Genomic DNA, 21,544 nt, shown 5'->3' on the forward strand with positions numbered 1-21,544 from the left:
CAGGCTCTCCGGCCCGACCAGCGAACAGAAGAAGGCCTTCCGGAACGCACCTTCCTCCCGCCGGCGTAACGCGGACATTGCGACGATCACTCCAGGTCGTGCTGCCTCGATCGCGGACGCACGGCGCCGTCGATGTCGTGTTCGAGGCCAGGCTTCCCGCCGGCCCGAAAGAGCTCAATGCCTTGATCTTCCGACTACCCGTTTGTCGCAAATCCTGCCTATAAGCCGAACCCGGGGGCCGGTTCCAATCCCGTCGGGCCGTATGCATGCCGAGTCCTGCCCCCGAAGGTGGCCTTATGACGTTTCAGGACGTTCGATCAGCCGTATGGGGACCTGTATCCCTGCGGCCCAATTTCTGGGACCTGGCGGCGCTGCTGCTCCTGGTCGGCGCGATGGTGCTCGTCGTCTACGGCGGCGAGCAGACCACCGTGCCGCTGTCCGAGCTCGAGCGCACCCCGGTGTCGCTCGATCCGGCCAACCTTCCGTATTACGCGCTTAGGACGACGATGCGGATGCTGCTGGCGATCGTCTGCTCGACGATCTTCACGTTCATCTACGCCACCGTCGCGGCCAAAAGCCGGCGCGCCGAAATGGTGCTGATCCCGATGCTCGACATCCTGCAGTCGGTGCCGATCCTTGGCTTCCTCACCTTCACCGTCGTGTTCTTCATGAACCTGTTTCCCGGCCGGGTGCTGGGCGCCGAGTTCGCCTGCGTGTTCGCGATCTTCACGAGCCAGGCCTGGAACATGACCTTCAGCATGTATCAGTCGCTTCGCAACGTACCGAAGGACCTGGAGGACGCGACCGAGAGCTTCCACCTCTCGGGGTGGCAGCGGTTCTGGCGGCTGGACGTTCCGTTCGCGATGCCCGGCCTGATCTGGAACGCGATGATGTCGATGTCCGGCGGCTGGTTCTTCGTGGTGGCGTCGGAGGCGATCACCGTCGGCAACACGACCGTCACCCTCCCCGGCGTCGGCTCCTACGTCGCGACCGCGATCGAGCAGAAGAACCTGCCCGCGATCGGCTATGCGCTGCTGACCATGCTGATCGTCATCATCGCCTATGACCAGCTGCTGTTCCGTCCGATCGTCGCCTGGGCGGACAAATTCCGCTTCGAGCAGACCGCCTCCGGCGAGGCCCCGACGTCGTGGATGCTCGATCTCTTCAGGCGAACGCGCGCGCTGCGTGCCCTGACCTATCCGCTGGCCGCGGCGAACAAGTCGATCTCGACGATGCGCATCACCTGGCCGTCGGCACTGAAGCCCGGCGGCAAACGCAGCCAGCCGTCGCGCGTGGTCGACGGCATCTGGATTGCGGTGATCGTTGCGGCGGCCGGCTATGCGGCCTGGCTAGCGTATCGATATCTCTCCGCGTCGCTTGGACTGTCCGATCTGGCCGACGCCGTGGGATACGGGCTCGTCACGCTCGTCCGCGTCATCGTCCTGATCGCGCTGGCGTCGCTGATCTGGGTGCCGGTCGGCGTCTGGATCGGGCTGCGGCCGAAGCTTGCGGAGCAGATCCAGCCGCTCGCGCAATTCCTCGCCGCGTTTCCGGCCAATCTCGCCTTCCCTGTATTCGTCGTGCTGATCGTTCGCTTCCATCTCGATCCGAATGTGTGGCTCAGCCCGCTGATGATCCTGGGCACCCAGTGGTACATCCTGTTCAACGTGATCGCGAGCGCCGCCGCCTTCCCGACCGACCTGCGCGAAGCGGCGAGCAGCTTCCACCTCGGGGGATGGCGATGGTGGGTGAAGGTCGTGCTGCCCGGCATCTTCCCCTATTACGTCACCGGCGCGATCACTGCGTCGGGCGGATCGTGGAACGCCTCGATCGTCGCGGAGGTCGCGAGCTGGGGCGACACCCATCTCGTCGCCACCGGTCTCGGCGCCTATATCGCGCACGCGACCGAGGCCGGCGATTTTCCCAGGGTCGTGCTCGGCATCGTTGTCATGTGCATCCTGGTCACGTTGTTTAACCGCCTGTTGTGGCGGCCGCTCTACGCCTTCGGCGAGCGCCGCCTTCGCCTCGGCTGATCGAGAGGGATCCTGATGCTCGACCAAACCAAGCAGACCGCCCTGATCGACATAAGCGGCGTCTCCCGCTCGTTCCCGAAGGGAAGCGGCGAGCAATTGCTGGTGCTCGAAAAGGTCGACCTCACCATCCAGGCCGGCGAGATCGTCGGCCTGCTCGGCCGTTCCGGATCGGGCAAATCGACGCTGCTGCGCATCATCGCGGGCCTCGTCGCGCCGTCATCGGGCAACGCGACCTGCCGGGGCGAGGCGATTGCCGGCCCGCCCAACGGCGTCGCCATGGTATTCCAGTCGTTCGCGCTGTTTCCCTGGCTGACCGTGCTGCAGAACGTCGAGCTCGGCCTGGAGGCGCTCGGCGTCGACGCCACCGAACGGCGCAAGCGCGCGCTGGCGGCGATCGACCTGATCGGTCTCGACGGCTTCGAATCCGCCTACCCCAAGGAATTGTCCGGCGGCATGCGCCAGCGCGTCGGCTTCGCGCGGGCGCTGGTCGTGCATCCCGACCTCCTGCTGATGGACGAGCCGTTCTCGGCGCTCGACGTGCTGACCGCCGAGACTCTGCGCACCGACCTGATCGATCTCTGGATCGAGGGCCGGCTGCCGATCAAGTCGGTGCTGATGGTGACGCACAACATCGAGGAGGCCGTGCTGATGTGCGACCGCGTCCTGGTGTTCTCGTCGAATCCGGGACGCGTCGCCGCCGAATTCAAGATCGACCTCAAGCATCCGCGCAACCGGCTGGATCCGACGTTCCGCCAGCTCGTCGAGCAGCTCTATGCCCGCATGACGCAGCGCGAGGAGCCGAAGGCACCGTCGCTCGAAGGCGTTCCCGGCGGCGGCGTCGGCATGGTGCTCGACCACGTTTCGTCCAACGAGCTGTCCGGCCTGATCGAGACGCTGGCCGGACCGCCCTATGGCGGGCATGCCGATCTGCCCGTGCTGGCGAGCCAGCTTCAGCTCGAGACGGACGAGATCCTGCATCTCGGCGAAACGCTGCAGCTGCTGCACTTTGCCCATCTGAGCGAGGGCGACCTGGTGCTCACGGACGCAGGCGTGCGCTTCGCGCATCTCGACACCGACGCGCGCAAGAAGCTGTTCGCCGAGCACCTCGTCAGCTACGTCCCGGTGTTCGGCCTGATCAAGCGCGTGCTCGACGAACGGCCCTCGCACATGGCGCCCGCCGCGCGTTTCCGCAATGAGCTGGAAGACTACATGTCCGAGGACTACGCGGACGAAACGCTCAGGACCATCGTGTCCTGGGGCCGCTATGCCGAGTTGTTCGCATATGACGAACAATCCGAGACGTTCAGCCTCGAAAATCCGGGGCAGGACGGCGCTTGAGCGGCATAGCCATACAAGACCGCTGACACCGCGCTCAGCTCACCATTCGTACCGCGTTCCGACTCCGACCGACGTCGCGCCTTTCGCGTCGACATCCGATTCGACCCGGATGTGGCGCGTGACATCGACATTGGCCGACACGCCTGACTGGCTAGCGCTCGCGCCCGTCCGCACACCCACGCTCAGCCTGTCGCCGATCGCGCGCGACGCGCCGACCATCGGGCCGCCTGCCCCGGCGCCCACATCCAGGCTGTCGACGCCGAGCGAGCGGCGCATGCGGTCCATCGTCCCCTCACCGCCGCTTGCGAACTGCGCCGCCACCTCCGCGAGTTGCAGCGCCTGCGACGTCGTCAGGCTGCCCGACGCCTTCTGGAACAGGATGCGCGAAAGGATCTCGTCCTGCGGCAATTCCGGCTGCGACGTGAAGGCGAAGACCGGCGCCGCGGCCGGCCCGGAGATTCCGACCTGCGCAGTGATGTCGGAGGCCTGTATCTCCGCCGCAAAGTCGAGTTCGGGAGCAAGGTCGCCGTTGAAGGAGAGGTTGCCCTTGGTGAAGGTCAAGGTCTTGCCGAGCACCGCCAGCTTGCCCTGGTAAAGCGAGAAGGCACCCTTCGGCACGGGAGCGTTGGTCGTGCCGCTCACGTGAACGGAGCCGCCGAGCTCCGCGTTCACCCCACGGCCGTGAATAAAGACGTGGTTCGGTGCCGAGACCGAAACGTCAAGCGCGGCATTGAACAGCGCCGCGCGCCCCTTGCTGCCTTTCAACGCTTCGGCCCTGCGCGCCGCCGCGAGACGCGCAGCCGCCTGGCCCGAGGCGTTCACGTGGTTGATGCCGTCGATCGGTTTCAGCGTCGACGGAAGCCGATCGGGAATATCGACGCTGACGTGGGTCAGGTCGATTCGGCCGCTGATCCGTGGATCGCGCGCCAAAGCGCCGGTGACGTCGATCGCGAGATTGGCCTGCGCGGTGGCGAGCGCACTGGCCGCCAGTGTCGCCTGCTGTCCGCGGATCGAGACCGTGCCCGGGAAGCCTGCATCGGGGGCGACCCGCACCTGGCCGGAGCCGGACAATGTGCCGCCGTTGGGCGTCGCCGCGGTCAGGCGTTCGACGACGATACCGTCTCCTTCGGCCGTGACCTTCGCTTCAATGTTGTCGAAGCGTGTGCCGAGCAGGCTGTCGCGGAAGCTGCCTCCGCTCAAGGTGGCGCCGCCGCCGATCTGAGGCTTGGCGCGCGTGCCGCCCAAGCGGGCATCGAGCACGACGGTGCCGGACACGGTGCGTCCGGACGCTGACAACGCGGCATTGGCGACGGCGGCATCGAGACGGCCCTTCGCGGTCAGCGCGATCGGCCCGGCAGCGTCGAGCGGCACGGTGCCCGAAGCCGTGATCGTGCCGGCTTTTCCCGCGGCGATCGTGGTGGCGAGGCTCGCGCGGCTTCCCTCGAGGCGCCCATCCGCCGTGACGTCGATCGGCGGCAGGCCGGCGCTGCGGCTCTGCGGCGCGGTCAATTGCTTGACGGTCACCTTGTACTGGCCGGTCGGGGCGCTCGCGGAGCCGGCGATCGTCGCCGAGGCATCGAGCGTCCCGGCAAGGCCCAAGCCCGGCATCACGACATCGGCCTCGCCGAGCGGGATCGCGCTTGCGATGGCCTTGACGTTGAGCGTCTTGCCGGCGCTGCCGTCCAGCGTGAAGCGGCCGTTGCCAACTCCGAAAGCCAAATGCTCGATCAGCACACTGCCGTCGTCGAGCGTGAAGCTCGCCGGCCCCTGCAACGCGATCGACTTGGCACCGCGCCGCGCGGTGAATCGGCTGAGATCGAACCGCGTGCGATCCTTGGCCATCAGCACGCCTCCAGCATCGAGATCGAATCCGGCCGCCTTGGCCGATAGGCCAATGGTGCTCGCGCCGGTGCTTCCCCGCGCGGTCAGGGCGATCCTCGCGACGGTCTGGCCGGCGATCTCGGCGCCGGCGACCTTGGCGTCCGCGTTGAGCAGCGGGTGGCGGTAGAGATCGGCCGCATCGGCGCGCAGATCGAAACTGCGGATCGCTGCCCCGGCGGCGCGGACCCCCGCGCCCTTGCCGGCGAGACGGACGGATTGGCTGCCGCCATCCGCGGATACGGCCAGGTCGAGCGACGCCGAGCCGGCAAGATCCATCAGGGCGAGCGGCGAGAGATCGGCGAGCGAGCCGGCAGCGAAGCGAAGCTGCCCGCGCGCGAGGCTTTGCGCGTCGATCGTCCCCGCCCCCTTCAAGGAGACCGAGCCGATCGTGATGTCGATGGTCTTGGCGTCCCATCCGGCGAAAGTCGAAGCAGATGTGTCGCCCGATTGGCGGCTCACCTGCACAACGCCACGCGCCGGCTTGCCATCGATCGAGCCGTCGAGCCTGGCGTCGACAGCACAAGGTCCTTTGAAGTCGTTGACAGTCGCGGCGAGCGCCAGATGCGGAATGGGACGCCGCATCGCGGTGGCGCGATCCAGCGAGGCCGAGAACGACACGCCGGGATGAGCGAGCCCTCCGGTCAGGCCGACGTCGACAGCCCCGACACCCGTCAAGCGCGCGTCGGCCGCGGCAAGATCAGGCAAATTGACATGCGCCGACAGATCGCTCGTCTCGCGGGTCACCGTTCCCTTGGCGCGAAGTGCGATATGGGCGCCGTCGAGCGACACATCGCGGACCGTGTAGGTGTCGCCGCTGCTATCTGCGCCGATATCGGCGGCAAGCGTGACGCGCGGTCCCGTGAGTCCATCTAGCGCAGCGAGCCCCGTCGCGATCCCCTCGCCGGTGCCGGACAATTTGGCGTCGAAGCGGCCGTGCTCGCGGTCGGCGTCGAGATCGAGGCCGAGCGCCACCGAGCCCTTGAGTTTCACCCCGGCGAGATCGCCGAAGCGAGCGAGGTCAGGCATCGCTCCGGTCGCACGGCCGTGCAGCCGATCGGGGCTGACATCACCGGTATAGGTGGCCTGGACCGTGGGCGTGCCGATCTCGAGCCGCTCGATGGTGGCGTGGCCGCCCAGATCAGTGCTGCCGTGGAGCACGAGCGAAGCGGTGCGGCCGATTGCTGCTGCGAGGCCAGGGTCGCGCGGCGCAATGCCGGAGGCCTGCAAATTCGCGTCCAGCACGATATGCGTTGCGAGGTCGGAGGGCTCCGCGCGAGGCACCGCCGTGAGCGAGGCATCGAGCGAGTCGAGATCGCCATCCGGCAAGCGGGCGCCTGACAGCGCGAGCTTGGCCGTAAGCGTCGGAGCCTTGATCGGTCCGTTGACCCTGCTGTCGAAAACCAGGCTGCGGATCGACCCCTGGTCCGTCTCCGTGACGTCGCCATTGCTCGGCAGGGCACGGATCGAGGCCGAAAAATCCATCACCTTGTCGGCGCCGAGCAGGCCCTTGACGTCGAGCCGCGCCAGGCGGCTCGTGAGCGTCAGCCCGTCCAGCGCGACGCTGCCGTCGTCGCCGAAATGCGTCGTGCTGTCGAGATTGGTCTCGCCTGCAAAGACGGGCGCGGCAACTGACGGCAGCAGCGGCCCGAGATGGCTCGATAGGCGGGTTGCAAGAACGTGGCTCGCCCCGTTGCGGTCGAGCGTGATCGCGCCGGTCGCATCGATCGTGGGGCCGGCTTGAAACTTCAAGGCGCCGCGGAAGCTGTCGAGCGTGCCCTTGCCGCCAAGCGCGAAAGTGACGGGCGGCTCGCCCGGCAAATGACCGATCTTGGACATGAGGCCGTGGGCGGGCTCATCGAGCGTGACGTCGAGGGTCAATGCATTGCCTTGCGGCACAAAGGCGAGCGCGGCCTTGAAGCGGCCCGGGAAATCGGTGCGGGTCGCGTCGAGATTGAAAACGAGGCCCTCCGAGGGCGAGCCCAATTCGGTATTGCCGGTCGCCTTGACGCTCATGGCCTCGCCGAGAATGGGCTGGCCCAGCACCAGGGCATGCAGGTCGAAAGCCTTCACCTGCACTTTCACGGGAAGCTCCGGCACGATCGGCTGGTCCGACTCCGCGGCGGGCTGGTCGGACGGCAGCGGCTTTCGCTTGATATCGAGCGTGCCGATCTCGAGCCGATCGATCTCCAGCCGCCCGACCAGCAGCGCGCTGCGCCGCCAGACGAGACGGGCCTTGTCGAGGGTTAGCCAAACTCCGTCCTTGTCGGTGATGCTGACGTCGCGCACGGTCGCGTCCGACGACAGGACGCCATCGACGGCGCCGATATGAACCTGGGTCGCGGGCGTCGAGAGCGTTCGCGAGACGAGGCTGGCGAGCATGTCCTGCTGGTTCTCGCCGGTTCTGCCCGCCATTCCGTAGAAAACGATGCCGAGCACCGCGACGCAGACGAGCCCAAGCGCCGCGACGGCCAAACTGATGACGAGGGGCCGTCGCGCGCGCATCAGAAGGCTTGCCCAATGCTGACATAGATCGCGTAGCGGCTGTCACCGGGCCGCGGGTTCAGCGGTGTCGCGACATCGAGGCGGATCGGGCCCACCGGCGTCAGGTAACGCAGGCCGAGCCCCGCCCCGTAGCCGACATAGTCGCTGAAGCCCGGCAGGGACGAACGGGACACCGAGCCGAAGTCAAGGAACGGCACGAGGCCGATGGTGGGCGTGATCCTGACGCGCACTTCGGCGGAGCCTTCGATCAAGCTGCGGCCACCGGTGATCTGACCGAACATCATCGGCGAGATCGTGTTGAAGCCGTAGCCGCGCACAGATCCGCCGCCGCCCGCGAAGAAGCGGTGCGAATCCGGAATGTCAGCCAAAGGCGCTCCGCCGAGCGAGCCCGCGGCCAGCCGGCCTGCCAGCACGTAATCGGCCTGCTCATCCAGCGCGTAATAGGTTGAACCCGAGACGCGGCCCTCGAACAGATCGATCGTGGAGCCCATCAGCTTCGGATAGGCATTGACGGTCGCTGCAAGGCGTACACCGCGTGTCGGATCGAGCGGATTGTCCGTCGTGTCGTAGCGACCGGTGGCGGTGAAGCCGACGAGCGTCGCATCGACCCGGCCCAGCACATCCTGCGATCTCGATTGCTCGACCTGAAGGCCGCCCTGCAGCGAAGCAGTCTCCGAAAAGCGATGGACCACCCCAATGGTGCCACGCACCGTATCGTCGGTGTAGCCGCCGAGTTCGTTGTTGCCGACGCGCTCGCGGAAGGCGGTGGCTTCGATCAAGAGGTCGTTGGGGGTGCCGAACAGGCCCGGCTTGATGAAGGTTCCCGTGAATCGCGCACCAAAATCTGAAGCGCGAAGATTGCTGAAGCCGTTGAAGGACGTTCCATCGACCCGCTGCAAAAGGGAAGCGGACGCCTCAAGCCGCAGGCGCTCGCCGCCGCCGAATATGTTCCGATCCTCATAATAGCCCGCAACGCCGGGACCATCGACCGTCGAATATTTCGCCGAGAGACCCACCGCATGCCTGGGTCGCTCCGTCACATCGATGAAGACAGGCAGGTTGCCATTAGCATCGAGCTTGTCGGCCTCGCGGATGCGAATGCCGCCGATGGCGGGGATCTTGGCGATCGAGGTTTTGGTCAACGCCAGCCGCTCGGGAGAATAAGGCTCGCCTTCCTTCAGATAAACATGGGTGGCCACCACCCGCGGATCGACAGCACCGTCGCCCGAGACGGTGACGGCACCGATGCCGGCCTTGGGACCTGGTTCGACCCGCAGGCGAAAGTCCATCGCGGCTGCCGCGTGATCCACTGTTGCCTTGACGTCCGCGATCTTCGCCAGCGGATGCCCGTTGCTGCGGAACCAGTCGACAAGCTTCAGCTGCGCCGCGCGCAAGTCGGCCGACACGGCCGGATCGCCTGGCTTCAGCGCAAAGGCCCGGCGTGGCAGCCCCTGTGGCGCCTGGTCGCGCGGATAGTCGACATCAACCGTGCGCAGCTTGAACAGTGGACCGAGCCGCACGGTGACCTTGATCGGAACAATTGCTCGATTGCGAAAGGTGTCGGCCCGGCGCGCCGCGGCGGCGAATCCAGCCTCGTCGAGCGGGGAGACGGGAGCTCCGTCGATTGCCACACCGACCTCCGCGTTGTAGCGGCCAAGCCCCCAAAGTGCATCGAGCAGCGGATTGATATCGGCCTGAAGGCGGCGCACGAGACCTTCTCCGTCCGGCGGCGGCTCCTGCCGAAGGCGATAGGTGGCGGAGGCGTCACGCAATGCTTGTTCCGCATCGCTGTCCTCCTTGCCGTCTTCCGTCTTGGCCTCGATCACCAGGCGGTACGACAATGTCGTGGCGCTGACCGGTGGCGGATCGTCGGAACCGAACAAGCCGAAGAAATCGAGCGCGTGAGCCGACTCGCACAATGACCAGGCAGCGAGCGCGAGCGCGGCGCAACCCGTCCCGAGGATGCGTCGCGCCACAGCAAAAGAATATTTTCGGCTTGCCTGCCCCAGCAGAGGGAGCAGACATCGTCGCACCACGATCTGCTTGATTGTCCCGCTCCCAAACTCGCCTGTCGACTCAACCCGAGTCCCCGCCACTCAGGCGCGGCGATCCCCTGTCTCCGCGTTCAACAGGCACCACACGGGAAGTTGATAGACGTATCATGGATAATCTAGGGCAAGCACATGGAACTCGCGCGATTTACCTTTGGTTAAGCGAGAATCACAGACCACAGCTTCAGAATGTTCCACGCAGTGTGTAGCGCCGTGCATCTGACGCGGCGCGTGATGTCCGCAGATCACCCCGCGACGGGAGCGACGTCAGTAGCACGTAGCGGCGCACTCCGCGACGAAGCTTGCAGCGCGCATTCGACGAAGCGCCGCGGCAGCAGCGAGGCATTGCTGGTGCGCATCGCCACCAGCATGCGGCTCTCGGCGTCCGGCGTGTCGAGCGGCCTCGCGACGACGTTGGCGACGCCTGCGTCCTGATAGCAGGACGGCAGGATCGAAAGCCCGATGCCCGCCGCAACCAGGCTCAGCACGGTTCGGAGTTCATGCGCCTCCTGCACCACGCGCGGCGCAAATCCCGCCCGCCGGCACAGCATCGCGGACTGGTCGCACACGCCGCAGCCGCCGTCGGCCATCCCGACAAACTCATGCTCCGCGAGATCAGCGACCTTCAGCTTGCCCGCTATGTCGGCCAGCGGATGGTCCAGCGGCAGGAACGCCATCAACCGGTCCCGCCAGACGACATGGACCTGGAGATCGGCTGCCGGCCTGAAATCAAGCGGCGGCCGCATGATGGCGACATCGAGCTCGGCATCGGCGATGGCCTGCAGCTGCTTCGCGGTCGACATGTGCCGCAGCTCGATCTTCACCCGCGGATAGCTGGAGCGAAAGCTGCGGAACAGCTCGGCGAACATATCGAGCATCGGGACCGAGTCGGTGAAGCCGACGCGAACCACACCAGCCTCGCCCCGCGCCGCGCGACGCACGGTCTCCGACGCGAGATCGAGCTCACTGACGGCGCGTCGCGCATGCTCCAGCAGCAATTGCCCCGCCTGGGTCAATTCCACCGCGCGGCGCGTCCGCGCCAGCAAGCGGGTGCCGAGTTCGTCTTCCATCGCCTTGATCTGCGTGCTCAGCGGCGGCTGGCTGACATGCAGGCGTTTTGCGGCGCGGCTGAAGCTGAGTTCTTCCGCCACCGCGATGAAGTAGCGAAGCTGCCTGTAATCCATCGCTTATTCCGATCCCCTATAAGTAAGGGGTCAACAAGGTATTTGACCCCACACGGCCGTTTCCCGATCTTGGCGCGAAAATACCGGGGCTCCAAGGGGGAGATACGCGAATTGCGTCAGGATCCGGCCAAGCGGCGCGGCGCGCGCAGCCGATCTGCCATGCAATCGCGTGACGACCGATCGGCGATCTCCCCAAGCTCCACGCTCCGGTCACCGGCGCCATCACAATATTAAGGGAGGAAATCAATGGCCGACTCGTCTGCAAGTGAACTGGAGCAGCAAACGATCCGCCGCGTCTATTGGCGGCTGATCCCGATCCTGTTCGTGATGATGTTCTTCAACTATCTCGACCGCATCAATCTCGGCTACGCCGGATTGACCATGAACAAGGACCTCGGTCTCAGCCCCGCGATCTTCGGCTTCGCGGCCAGCATCTTCTTCCTCGGTTACATGGTGCTCGAAGTCCCGAGCAATCTGATGCTGCACTGGCTCGGCGCCCGGATCTGGCTGGCGCGCATCCTGATCACCTGGGGCCTCGTCGCAACCCTCACCGCCTTCGTCTGGAATCCGCTCAGCCTCTACGTCATGCGGTTCGGTCTCGGCGTGGCGGAAGCCGGCTTCATGCCGGGCGTGGTGCTCTATCTGACCTACTGGTTTCCCTCGCGCTATCGCGCCCGCGCCGTCGCCGGATACATCATCGCAGGCTCCTTCTCGGCGGTGCTCGGCGGGCCGATCTCGACCAGCGTCATGACCTGGTTCGACGGCGCCGCCGGCCTGCATGGCTGGCAATGGATGTTCATCGCCGAGGGTGTTCCGACCATTCTGCTCGGGCTCTTCACGCTCTATTATCTGACCGACCGTCCCGCCAAGGCGACCTGGCTCACGCGCGAGCAGGCCGACTGGCTGGAAGGAGTGCTCGCCGCCGAGCGAGCCGAGATCGCGCAACAGGGACAGCACAGGTTGATTGATTGCGTCCTCGACATCAGGGTCTGGCTGCTGGCGACGCTGTTCGGCTGCGCGCTGGTCGGCATCTACGGCCTGCTGCTGTGGCTGCCGCAGATCATCAAGGGCATGGGCAATCTCAGCAATATCGAGGTCGGCTTTCTCTCGGCGATCCCGCCGCTGCTCGGCGTGATCGGCACCATCGTGGTGAGCCGCAGCTCGGACAGCACGGGTGACCGGAAGTTTCATCTCGCCGCGGCATATCTGCTTGCGACTGTCGCGATGCTCGGCAGCGCTTATGTCCAGAGCCCGGTGCTCGCCTTCGTCTTCCTCTGCATCGTCGGCTTCAGCCTGAACGCCGGCAACCCGCTGTTCTGGAGCATCAACGCCTCGCTGCTGACGGGAGCCGCCGGCGCCGCCTCGATCGCGCTGGTCAATACGCTGGCGCAGTTCGGCGGCCTGATCGGCCCCTGGTGCATCGGCCTGATCAAGGACTCCACCGGCAGCTTCTCGTGGGCGCTGGTGGGGATCGCCGGCTTCCTGGTCATCGCGTCCGCGATCGCCGCTGCCATGCGCGTCAAACCCCGCGAAGCGGAGCTGACGGGGGCCGTCCCGTCCTCCGTTGCGCACTGATGGAGAAAGCAAGATCATGATCATCGATTGTCACGGCCACTACACCACCGAGCCGCCCAAGCTGCACGCGTTCCGCGACAAGCAGCTCGCGGGCCTTGCCGACAAGTCACGCCGTCCGCTCTCGACCAATCTCGGCATCACCGACGACGAGATCCGCGACAGCGTCGAGGGCGCGCAGCTTCGCCTGCAGAAGGAGCGCGGCACCGACGTCACGATCTTCTCGCCGCGCGCCGCCGGCATGGCGCATCATGTCGGCAAAGAAGCGACCAGCCTGGAATGGACCAAGATCTGCAACGACCTGGTGCATCGGGTGTGCACGCTGTTTCCCAACAACTTCGTCCCGGTCTGCCAGCTTCCGCAAAGCCCCGGCGTGCAGCCGACCAACTGCATCGAGGAGCTCGAGCGATGCGTCAACGAGCTCGGCTTCGTCGGCTGCAACCTCAATCCGGACCCGGCCGGCGGCTACTGGTGCGATCCGCCGCTGACCGATGAATGGTGGTTTCCGCTCTATGAGAAGATGGTCGAGCTCGACGTGCCGGCGATGGTCCATGTCAGCTCGTCCTGCAACCCCTGCTTCCACGGCACCGGCGCGCATTACCTCAACGGCGACACCACGGCCTTCATGCAGTTCCTGACCTCGGACCTCTTCAAGCGCTTCCCGACCCTGCGATTCATCATCCCGCATGGTGGCGGCGCGGTGCCCTATCACTGGGGCCGCTACCGGGGCCTGGCGCAGGACATGAAGCTGCCGCCGCTGTCGGAGCATCTGTTGAAAAACGTGTTCTTCGATACCTGCGTCTATCATCGTCCGGGCATCGAGCTGTTGACGAAGGTGATCCCGATCGAGAACATCCTGTTTGCGTCGGAGATGGTCGGCGCGGTCCGCGGCATCGATCCGGAGACCGGGCACCACTTCGACGACACCCGCCGCTACATCGATGCGCTGCCGACCCTGAGCGCGGAGGACAAGGCCAAGATCTATGAAGGCAACGCCCGCCGTGTCTATCCTCGCCTCAATGCCCATCTCGCACGGCGCGCGCATTGAAGAATGACGAGATTGGATTCGATTGGAGCGGCATCGGAGATTCACCTCTCCCTTGGGAGAGGTCGGCGCACAGCGCCGGGAGAGGGGTTGCGCCCTATCAAGGGAGCAAGACCCTCACCCGGATTGCTTCGCAATCCGACCTCTCCCCAGCAGGGAGAGGTGAGCCGAGATCGCGGCGAGCCTATCCAACCAGAACTTATCCATCATCACGCCCGAAAACAGACCGGAGAAAACTGATGGCCATAGGATTTGCTATTCACAAGGCGAAGCGAAAGGTGTCGTCCGACCTGGTTGCGTGCTTCCGCTCCCTGCCGGTCGCCAATATCAGCGATGTCATGTCGCGGATCGCGGGCACCAACCGGCTGCGTCCGATGCATGCCGGCGGCTGGCTCGGCGGCCCGGCGCTGACCGTCAAGACCAGGCCCGGCGACAATCTGATGGTCCACAAGGCCATCGACCTTGCCCAGCCGGGCGACGTGATCGTCGTCGATGCCGGCGGCGTGCTGGTCAACGCCATCATCGGCGAGATCATGTCGACGCTGGCCGAGAAGAAGGGCGTCGCCGGCTTCGTGATCGACGGCTCGATCCGCGATGCCGGGGCCATCCGCGCCGGATCGTTCCCGGTGTTTGCCGCGGGCGTCGCGCATCGCGGCCCCTACAAGGACGGCCCGGGCGAGATCAACTGCGCCATCTCGATCGACGGCATGATCGTCGAGCCCGGCGACCTCATCGTGGCCGACGACGACGGCGTGCTCTGCGTGCCCTATGACGAGGCCGAAGCCATCTGCAAGCAGACCGAGGCCAAGAAGGCGAGCGAGGAAAAGGCCATCCAGCAGATTCTGGCCGGCACCAGCGACCGTCGCTGGGTCGACGAGGCGCTGCAGCGGCTCGGCTGCGAGTACAAGGACTGAGCACCGGCACCTTCTTCGAGACCAGCGCTTTGCCAGCACCACGCGCGGCGTGACCAACCTGATGGCGCAGCTCACTGATCCCAGGACCTTCGTGCCTGGAACGCCGCTCGCCGCCCATGCCGGGCTAATGGCGACGTTCTGAGCCCCAGCTCTCCCTTGGGAGAGGTCGATTTGCGCAGCAAATCGGGTGAGGGGTTACGGTCTATCGAGAGAGCAAGTCCCCCCGGATTGCTTCGCAATCCGACCTCTCCCCGACGGGGAGAGGTTGAGCCGAAGCTCCAGGCAGCTGGATCAAGCCAAGGCTTGTCTCGGGCTACGCCAGCGTCACGCCGTCGACCGGCATCGCGATGCCGGTGACGAACGACGCCTTGTCGGACAAGAGGAACACCGCGACCTCCCCGATCTCCTCGGGACGCGCCGCGCGGCCCATCGGATTGCGGGTGACCGCAGCCTTGATCAGCTCCTCGAGATCGGCCGCCGCGGCGGTGACGAGCGCGATCTTGCCCTGCATGTCCATGCGTTGATCCCAAATTGTGCCGGAAGGTGCTAGCGGCCACCAAAGAGAACCGGCGACTGGCCGGGCAGCAGCGGCGAGTTGATGTCGCTGTCCATGCGCTCAGCCTGCGGCTGCACGTAATCGACCCCGAGCGACAGGCTGAGGTTCGACGTCGGGCGAAACTCGAGACCGGCACGCGCAGCATAGCCGGCGTTGGTGCCCGACGCGGTGCTGAACGGCGCAATCGGGCCGCCGATGCCGGGAGCATTGTATTTCAGGGTGTCGAAGCCGGCGTAGAACGTGACGGGCGATCCATCGACGCCCTTGAAGTTGTAGCCGAACCGGGAGCCCTGGTAATCGAACGAGCCGAACGCTCCGGCCTGATTGAGACCGCTCAACCCGAAGCGTCCGGCTTCGCTGCCGACAAACCAGCCTTCCGGACGATTGCCGTTCAGATAGGCGGAGCCGCCTTCGCCAAAGCTCGGGAAGTTCCCGTAGGTGTCCGCCTTCCGGCCGTCGGCGAGACTGGCGCCGAAGCCGAACAGCGAGCCCGGGGTCCAATACGGCACCGGGCCGGTCTGGGCGTCAGCCGCGCGGCCGCTGAGACACAGCGCCGCCAATACGATTGCGAGAGCGCATTTGCCTGAGAAGATGGACATTCGATTACCGTCAAGACCCCCGCGAAACTATACGCTCGGGACACCTGGAATGCTAGACTGTATGTCCCCTCCACAAAATGAGGCGACTCACCTTCGATGTTGCGACGAGGGTTGCCTGGATGGACCGGGCAGAGCCTCAAACAAGGAGGGCGAGTCGTGGGTCATCATACCGAGGTCTTTGTCGGAATCGATACGTCAAAATCGCGCAATGCAATAGCCATTGCCGAAGGCGGCCGTGGCGGCGAGGTACGATATCTCGGGGAGTTTTCTGCCACGGAGGCAACGATCCGAAAGCTGGTGGCAAAGCTTGCAGCGAAATGCTGTCATCTGACATTTTGCTACGAAGCAGGGCCGACAGGATATGGCCTCTACAGACTGCTCAAGAGCCTCGGCCATGACTGCCTGGTGGTGGCTCCCTCGCTCGTTCCGAAGAAGGCCGGCGATCGAGTGAAGACGAACCGGCGCGATGCGGTAAGCCTCGCCAAGCTGTTGCGCGCGGGCGAGCTCACCGCGGTGTGGGTGCCGGACGAGCGCCATGAGGCTATGCGCGATCTCTCGCGCGCCCGTCAGGCAGTAAAGAAGGACCTCCAGGGCAAGCGTCAACAGATCTCGTCATTGATGCTGCGGCTGGGACGCATCTATCCGGGCAAGACAACGTGGGGACCAGCCCACATGAGATGGCTGATGTCGCAGAAGCTCGAGCATCGCGAGCAGCGCATCGCATTCGAAGAGTTACTTGAGGGGATACGCCAGGAAAGTGAGCGGATGGAGCGTTTGGAGGATGCCATCCGCGAGGTGGTGGCCGAGTGGTCGCTTGCCGAGGTTGTCGCGGCCCTGCAGGCGATGCGGGGGATTGATCTCATTGCGGCTGTGGGGGTGCTGGCCGAGATCGGTGATCTCTCCCGCTTTCAAAATCCGCGCGAGCTGATGGGCTATCTGGGTCTGGTGCCCACGGAAAACTCGACTGGTGACAAGGTCAAGCGAGGCGGCATCACCAAAGCCGGTAATGGGCGGGCGCGACGTATTCTTGTGGAGGCGGCCTGGAGCTATCGATATCCGCCGCGCGTGAGCCGAGACAAGCAGCCAAAGGTGGAGGCCGCACCGAGACGCGCGCGAGAGATTGCGTGGAAAGCGCAAACCAGATTGTGCGGACGCTTCCGCTCACTCGAGCGGAAGGGCAAGCGGCGAACCGTAATCGTCACGGCGATTGCCCGAGAGCTATCCGCCTTCATTTGGGCAATCAATCGCGAGCTCATGCCACCTCGACAGGCGTAACGTCGTTGGGGGCTGTGGACCGCTCGAGTCGTGAGGTGCGCTCGACCGGCCCACAGCCCCCTTTTGTTGCAATCAGGATCAGGGGTAGTCGCAGACATCAATCGTGCAGAGGTGAAGGTGGGACCACGGCAGGGGAAATCCTGAAACCCATTATGTGGCCGATCATCCGATCGACGCCCGACGCTAGACCAGGACAGCCCCAGACGAAAAAACGGAAATGCGGTATCCAACCCGCGCATCAGAGCCTGTTCACCGACGTCTTTGGGTCCCGCCTTCTCCTCTGCACGATCCATCGGCGCAAGAACTTCACGATGAGTCCTCGTGGAGATGAGAAAACCGTGCGCTGTGTGCTTGACTGGGGACATCAGAGCGGGATGGCTTCGGCGCGACGCGCGCGCCCGGGCACGGCCTCCGGTGACGCTTGGCAGACATTCGCAATGCTAGCGCCGCCTCCTGACGTCGCGCTCGGGTAGCTTGACCCTGTAAATCGTAAACGGGCCCGAGCGCGGCAGATTGTTCTTGAAGGCGACTTCCCACAAATGGGAATCGGCGATGTAAAGATAGCCCTGACTGATCGCAAAGCCGTCGGCCCACGACAGTTTTCCGGGATCGCGAACGAAGACCTTGGTCGCGAGCGTATGGCTCGGCGTTCTGGTGATGGCGACGACGCTGCCATGCTCCAGATCGCCCGCATAAAGCGTGCCGTGCCTGTCCATGATCAGGCCGCCGCTCAAGACCGAGCTGCCGAGATACTCGACCTTCTTGGCAAGCTCGGTGTCGGACAGCGTGTCGTCACGCAAGGCCGCGGCGGGCACGCGCCAATAATTGTGGTCCGTCAATGGCCGGTAATAAAGCCACTGAGAATCCGGCGACAGCACGATGCCGTCGGCGTGGATCGCAACCACCGAGCCGTCCGGCCGTAAGGCGGCATCCTTGCCGATCATGAGATGCTGCTTGGGATCAGCGAATGTCGAACGATCGCCGACCAGCACCTGCCGTGCCTTGCCCGTTCTCAGGTTCAGCACAACCAGGCTGCCCTTGTTTGCGGTGTTGGTCAGATAGGCAAAGTTGTGAACGACATCGACACGTACGTCGTTGAGCGAGTCCTTCGCTGACACAACGCCGCTTCAATCCTGCTCGCGTATTCGGATACCGGATGCATCGCCGCGACGATTCAACCTCAGGGAAGACGCGTAGGGGGCAGGCGCTCCTGGCGCGACATGGGCGATGCAACGCGCACGATCTCACATTGCGTCGCCAGAAAGGATGTGCCGCCGACCAACGTCCGCCGCACGGTCTTGGAATTTGGAGATCAGCGCACGACGCGTCGCCTTCACGGCACGCGTACTCAACTACGAGTTCGAGTGTGTCGTCACCGCGGAGCGTTACCGCGAATTTAGCAACCTATCACTGGAATTAATGCTCCCGACAGGACACGGTAATGCGGCGACGATACGTTTCTGCCCAGCCATACGAGGCAACCACTCCTGGGAGAAACAGCATGCCAGACGACAACAACTTCGACGACAACAACAAACTGCGTCACAGGATCTTGCCGGCCCGGCGTCTTACGCTGCTCGGCTCCGTTGCGATGATCGGCGCCGCCCTCGCCGTCGCAGGGCCGTTGGGACACGGCCGATTTGTCGAACGAGCGCTTGCAGCCGCTCCGACGTCACAGACGCAAGGTCCTGCGGGCTTCGCCGACCTGGTCGCGAAGGTCAAGCCTGCCGTCATTTCGGTGCGCGTGAAGCTGGACGAACGGAGCGATGCAAGTGGTCCCGACGCGGAGAACCTGCCCCCGTCTCTGAAAGGCACGCCCTTCGAGAAATTCTTCCGCCAGTTCGGCTTCGACGGTACCCCCGGCGGCAAGCTGCAGCGCCATGAGATCATCACCGGCGTCGGCTCCGGTTTCTTCATTTCCGCTGATGGTTATGCCGTGACCAACAATCACGTCGTCGATCATGCCAAGTCGGTTCAGGTCACGACCGACGACGGCACCATCTATACCGCGAAGGTGATCGGCACCGATCCGAAGACCGATCTTGCGCTCATCAAGGTCGACGGCAAGAAGGACTTTACTTACGTCAATCTCGAAAGCCAGGTTCCTCGCGTCGGCGACTGGGTCGTGGCGGTCGGTAATCCCTATGGCCTTGGCGGCACCGTGACGGCCGGCATCATCTCGGCCGAGGGACGCGATATCGGCGCTGGCCCCTACGACAACTACATCCAGATCGACGCGCCCATCAACAAGGGCAACTCCGGCGGGCCGACCTTCGACACCAATGGCAACGTCATCGGCGTCAACACCGCGATCTATTCGCCGTCCGGCGGCTCGGTCGGCATCGGCTTCGATGTGCCGGCGCCGACCGTGAAAATGATCGTCGCCCAGCTCAAGGAACACGGCTCCGTGACGCGCGGCTGGCTCGGCGTACAGGTGCAGCCGGTCACGAAGGGCATCGCCGAAAGCCTCGGCCTGAAACAGGCTCAGGGCGCGCTGGTCGACGAAGCTCAGCCGGACACGCCGGCCGCACAGGCCGGCCTCCGGCCCGGCGACGTGATCACGTCGGTCAACGGCAACGCGGTCAAGGACTCGCGGACGCTCGCGCGAGAGATTTCGGCGATGGCGCCCGGCAGCTCGGCGAAGCTCGACATCCTGCGCAAGGGCGAGACGCAGACGGTGACGGTGACCCTCGCCAAGATGCCGAACGACACCCGGAAGGTCGCGCGGGCGGATGATTCCGAGCAAGGGTCGTCGAAAGACATTCCTCATCTCGGTCTGTCGGTTGCTCCGGCCGGCGACGTCGGGGGCGCCGGCGACAAGGGCGTCGTGGTCATGGCGGTCGATCCGGACGGTCCGGCAGCCGAGCACGGCCTGCAGTCCGGGGATGTCATCCTTTCGGTCGGAGGCAAGAGCGTCGGTTCCGCAGCCGACCTTCGCAACGCACTCTCGGACGCGAAGTCCGACGGCAAGCATGATGTCCTGATGCGCGTGAAGACGTCGGACAATACCCACTTCGTCGCCATGCCGATCGGTTAAGCATGACGGCCGGCCTGCCGTCGCGTATCCTCCAATCGCGACGGCAGGGCTCGTTGACTGAGGTTCCGATCAAATTTCGGTGCCAGCACCGGACCGGCTATCGGAAAGCCCCGAATGGCCCGAATATGCCAATCGACATCTGCTGCGCCGCCGCGGTTTCCGCGGCACGCTCGCGTCTTAAGCGCATTCACCGGACGAGCAAGCAATGAAGACATCCCATTTTCGCGCCATCGCAATCGCCTGTGCGGCGTCGGCCGCCGTCGTCGGTCTGGGTCTGGCACCCCGCGTGCTTGCCGGCCCTTCAACGACCGACCTCGGACTTCTCTCGGGCGTGATGCAGCTCGTGCAGCAGGACTATGTGCATCCGGTCGACTCGAGCCAGCTCACCGATGCCGCCCTGAAGGGAATGCTGTCCCGCCTCGATCCGCACTCGTCCTACATGACCGAGCCGGAATTCCGCGAGTCGAAGGAGGACATCAACGGCAAGTTCGGCGGCATCGGCCTCAAGATCACGGATCGTAACGGAGTACCGACTGTTCTCTCCCCGATCGACGACACGCCGGGTGCCCGTGCCGGCCTGCAGCCGGGCGATGCGATCGTTTCGGTCGACGGCCAGAGCACGCGCGGCGCGGATCTGATGGAGGTGATCAGGAAGATTCGCGGAACACCGGGAACGATCATCAGGTTAACGATCCTGCGCGATGGCAAGCCGCCCTTCGACGTGCCCCTCACCCGGCAGGTCATCGAAATCCACAGCGTCAAGTCGAAGCTCGAAGCGAATGACATGGGATATCTGCGGATCAGCGAGTTCGGCAAGGAGACACCAAACGAACTCCGGCAAGCGATCTCGAGCCTGCAGCACGAAGCCAACGGCAAGCTGGCGGGCGTCGTCCTCGACCTGCGAAACGACCCCGGCGGCCTGCTCGCATCCGCCGTCGACGTTTCCAGCGATTTCCTGAACGGCGGGATGGTCGTCTCGATCCGTGGGCGCAACGGCAATGACGATCAATCGTTCACGGCTCCCGCGACGGGTGCGTTGCTGCCGGACACCCCCATGGTGGTTCTCGTCAACGGCGCCTCCGCGTCGGCGTCCGAGATCGTTGCCGGCGCATTGCAGGATCGCCACCGCGCGACCGTGATGGGAACTCAGAGCTTCGGCAAGGGATCCGTTCAGACCATCATCCCGATCAAGGGCCACGGCGCCTTGCGGCTGACGACTGCGTTGTACTACACCCCGTCGGGCCGCTCCATTCAGGGCGACGGCATCACACCCGACGTCGTCGTCCAGGCGGCGAAGGACGAACAGGTCGCAAACTCCCTGGTCTGGCGCGAAGCCCAGCTCCACGGCGCGTTTGCCAATCCCGGAACGCTCCCGAAATCCGACGCGACGCCGGGCGCCAAGGGTGCGTCCCCCGAAACGGCTTCACCGCCGATCAAGGAAGACCTGATCGGAAGCGATCGGGACAGCCAACTCAAGGCGGCGCTGAACTTTCTCGAACGCCTGCCGGCAGCGAATCCGGCGATCATCCGCACGAGTGCACCGGGATGATGCCCCTG

At 64.9% G+C, this 21,544-nt stretch carries 14 protein-coding genes; 8 read left to right on the top strand and 6 right to left on the bottom strand.

The genetic code is table 11. From position 1 onward, the window contains the following. Positions 1-296 precede the first annotated feature (296 nt). Both MTX19_RS33275 and MTX19_RS33280 read left to right on the top strand, forming a co-directional pair. Positions 297-2,033: an ABC transporter permease subunit gene (locus tag MTX19_RS33275; RefSeq protein WP_280980997.1), complete on the top strand. Its 1,737-nt coding sequence runs from the start codon at positions 297-299 to the stop codon at positions 2,031-2,033. Between the two features lie 15 nt (positions 2,034-2,048). Next, positions 2,049-3,371, top strand: a complete 1,323-nt coding sequence (locus tag MTX19_RS33280) for a nitrate/sulfonate/bicarbonate ABC transporter ATP-binding protein (protein ID WP_280980998.1) — start codon at positions 2,049-2,051, stop codon at positions 3,369-3,371. A gap of 39 nt (positions 3,372-3,410) precedes the next feature. Here MTX19_RS33280 and MTX19_RS33285 read toward each other — a convergent pair whose 3' ends face one another. The 3 genes from MTX19_RS33285 to MTX19_RS33295 form a co-directional block, all read right to left on the bottom strand. Further along, positions 3,411-7,754: a translocation/assembly module TamB domain-containing protein gene (locus MTX19_RS33285; protein ID WP_280980999.1), complete on the bottom strand. Its 4,344-nt coding sequence runs from the start codon at positions 7,752-7,754 to the stop codon at positions 3,411-3,413. Next, a complete protein-coding gene (locus MTX19_RS33290) occupies positions 7,754-9,730 on the bottom strand; it encodes a BamA/TamA family outer membrane protein (RefSeq protein WP_280985664.1) in 1,977 nt (658 codons plus the stop codon). Before MTX19_RS33290 ends, MTX19_RS33285 begins: the two co-directional genes overlap by 1 nt. Positions 9,731-10,050: 320 nt before the next feature. Next, positions 10,051-10,989: a LysR substrate-binding domain-containing protein gene (locus MTX19_RS33295; protein WP_280981003.1), complete on the bottom strand. Its 939-nt coding sequence runs from the start codon at positions 10,987-10,989 to the stop codon at positions 10,051-10,053. Positions 10,990-11,235: 246 nt separating this feature from the next. On the opposite strand from MTX19_RS33295, the gene MTX19_RS33300 reads away from it, so the two are divergent. The 3 genes from MTX19_RS33300 (at position 11,236) to MTX19_RS33310 (ending at position 14,520) form a co-directional block, all read left to right on the top strand. Further along, positions 11,236-12,564, top strand: a complete 1,329-nt coding sequence (locus MTX19_RS33300; RefSeq protein ID WP_280981004.1) for an MFS transporter — start codon at positions 11,236-11,238, stop codon at positions 12,562-12,564. Positions 12,565-12,580: 16 nt separating this feature from the next. Then, positions 12,581-13,609 carry an amidohydrolase family protein gene (locus MTX19_RS33305; RefSeq protein WP_280981005.1) on the top strand — a complete coding sequence of 343 codons (1,029 nt, stop codon included), beginning with the start codon at positions 12,581-12,583 and terminating at the stop codon, positions 13,607-13,609. 236 nt (positions 13,610-13,845) lie between these two features. Continuing rightward, entirely contained in the window at positions 13,846-14,520 is a 675-nt protein-coding gene (locus MTX19_RS33310) for an RraA family protein (RefSeq protein ID WP_280981006.1), read from the top strand. Between the two features lie 313 nt (positions 14,521-14,833). On the opposite strand, the gene MTX19_RS33315 is transcribed toward MTX19_RS33310, so the two are convergent. Both MTX19_RS33315 and MTX19_RS33320 read right to left on the bottom strand, forming a co-directional pair. After that, entirely contained in the window at positions 14,834-15,037 is a 204-nt protein-coding gene (locus MTX19_RS33315) for an SDR family oxidoreductase (protein ID WP_280981007.1), read from the bottom strand. Positions 15,038-15,066: 29 nt separating this feature from the next. Then, on the bottom strand, positions 15,067-15,675 hold the full coding sequence (locus MTX19_RS33320; protein WP_280981008.1) for a hypothetical protein: 609 nt from the start codon (positions 15,673-15,675) through the stop codon (positions 15,067-15,069). A 156-nt stretch (positions 15,676-15,831) separates the two neighbouring features. Here MTX19_RS33320 and MTX19_RS33325 point away from each other — a divergent pair, with 156 nt between their 5' ends. Continuing rightward, positions 15,832-16,950 (top strand): IS110 family transposase, encoded by a 1,119-nt coding sequence (locus MTX19_RS33325; protein ID WP_280979077.1) that lies wholly within the window; start codon positions 15,832-15,834, stop codon positions 16,948-16,950. 440 nt (positions 16,951-17,390) lie between these two features. On the opposite strand, the gene MTX19_RS33330 is transcribed toward MTX19_RS33325, so the two are convergent. Then, the gene (locus tag MTX19_RS33330) at positions 17,391-18,068 is read right to left on the bottom strand and encodes an L-dopachrome tautomerase-related protein (RefSeq protein ID WP_280981009.1); all 678 of its coding nucleotides are present in this window, start codon (positions 18,066-18,068) and stop codon (positions 17,391-17,393) included. Between the two features lie 383 nt (positions 18,069-18,451). Between MTX19_RS33330 and MTX19_RS33335 the strand changes: the two genes are divergently transcribed. Next, positions 18,452-19,987, top strand: coding sequence for a Do family serine endopeptidase (locus MTX19_RS33335; RefSeq protein ID WP_280981010.1), 1,536 nt, complete (start codon positions 18,452-18,454; stop codon positions 19,985-19,987). Positions 19,988-20,192: 205 nt separating this feature from the next. After that, complete coding sequence (locus tag MTX19_RS33340; RefSeq protein WP_280985665.1) at positions 20,193-21,536, top strand: S41 family peptidase; 1,344 nt, start codon at positions 20,193-20,195, stop codon at positions 21,534-21,536. Positions 21,537-21,544: the final 8 nt, after the last annotated feature.

Origin of the sequence: Bradyrhizobium sp. ISRA464 (assembly GCF_029910095.1) — a bacterium.
GTDB lineage: Bacteria > Pseudomonadota > Alphaproteobacteria > Rhizobiales > Xanthobacteraceae > Bradyrhizobium.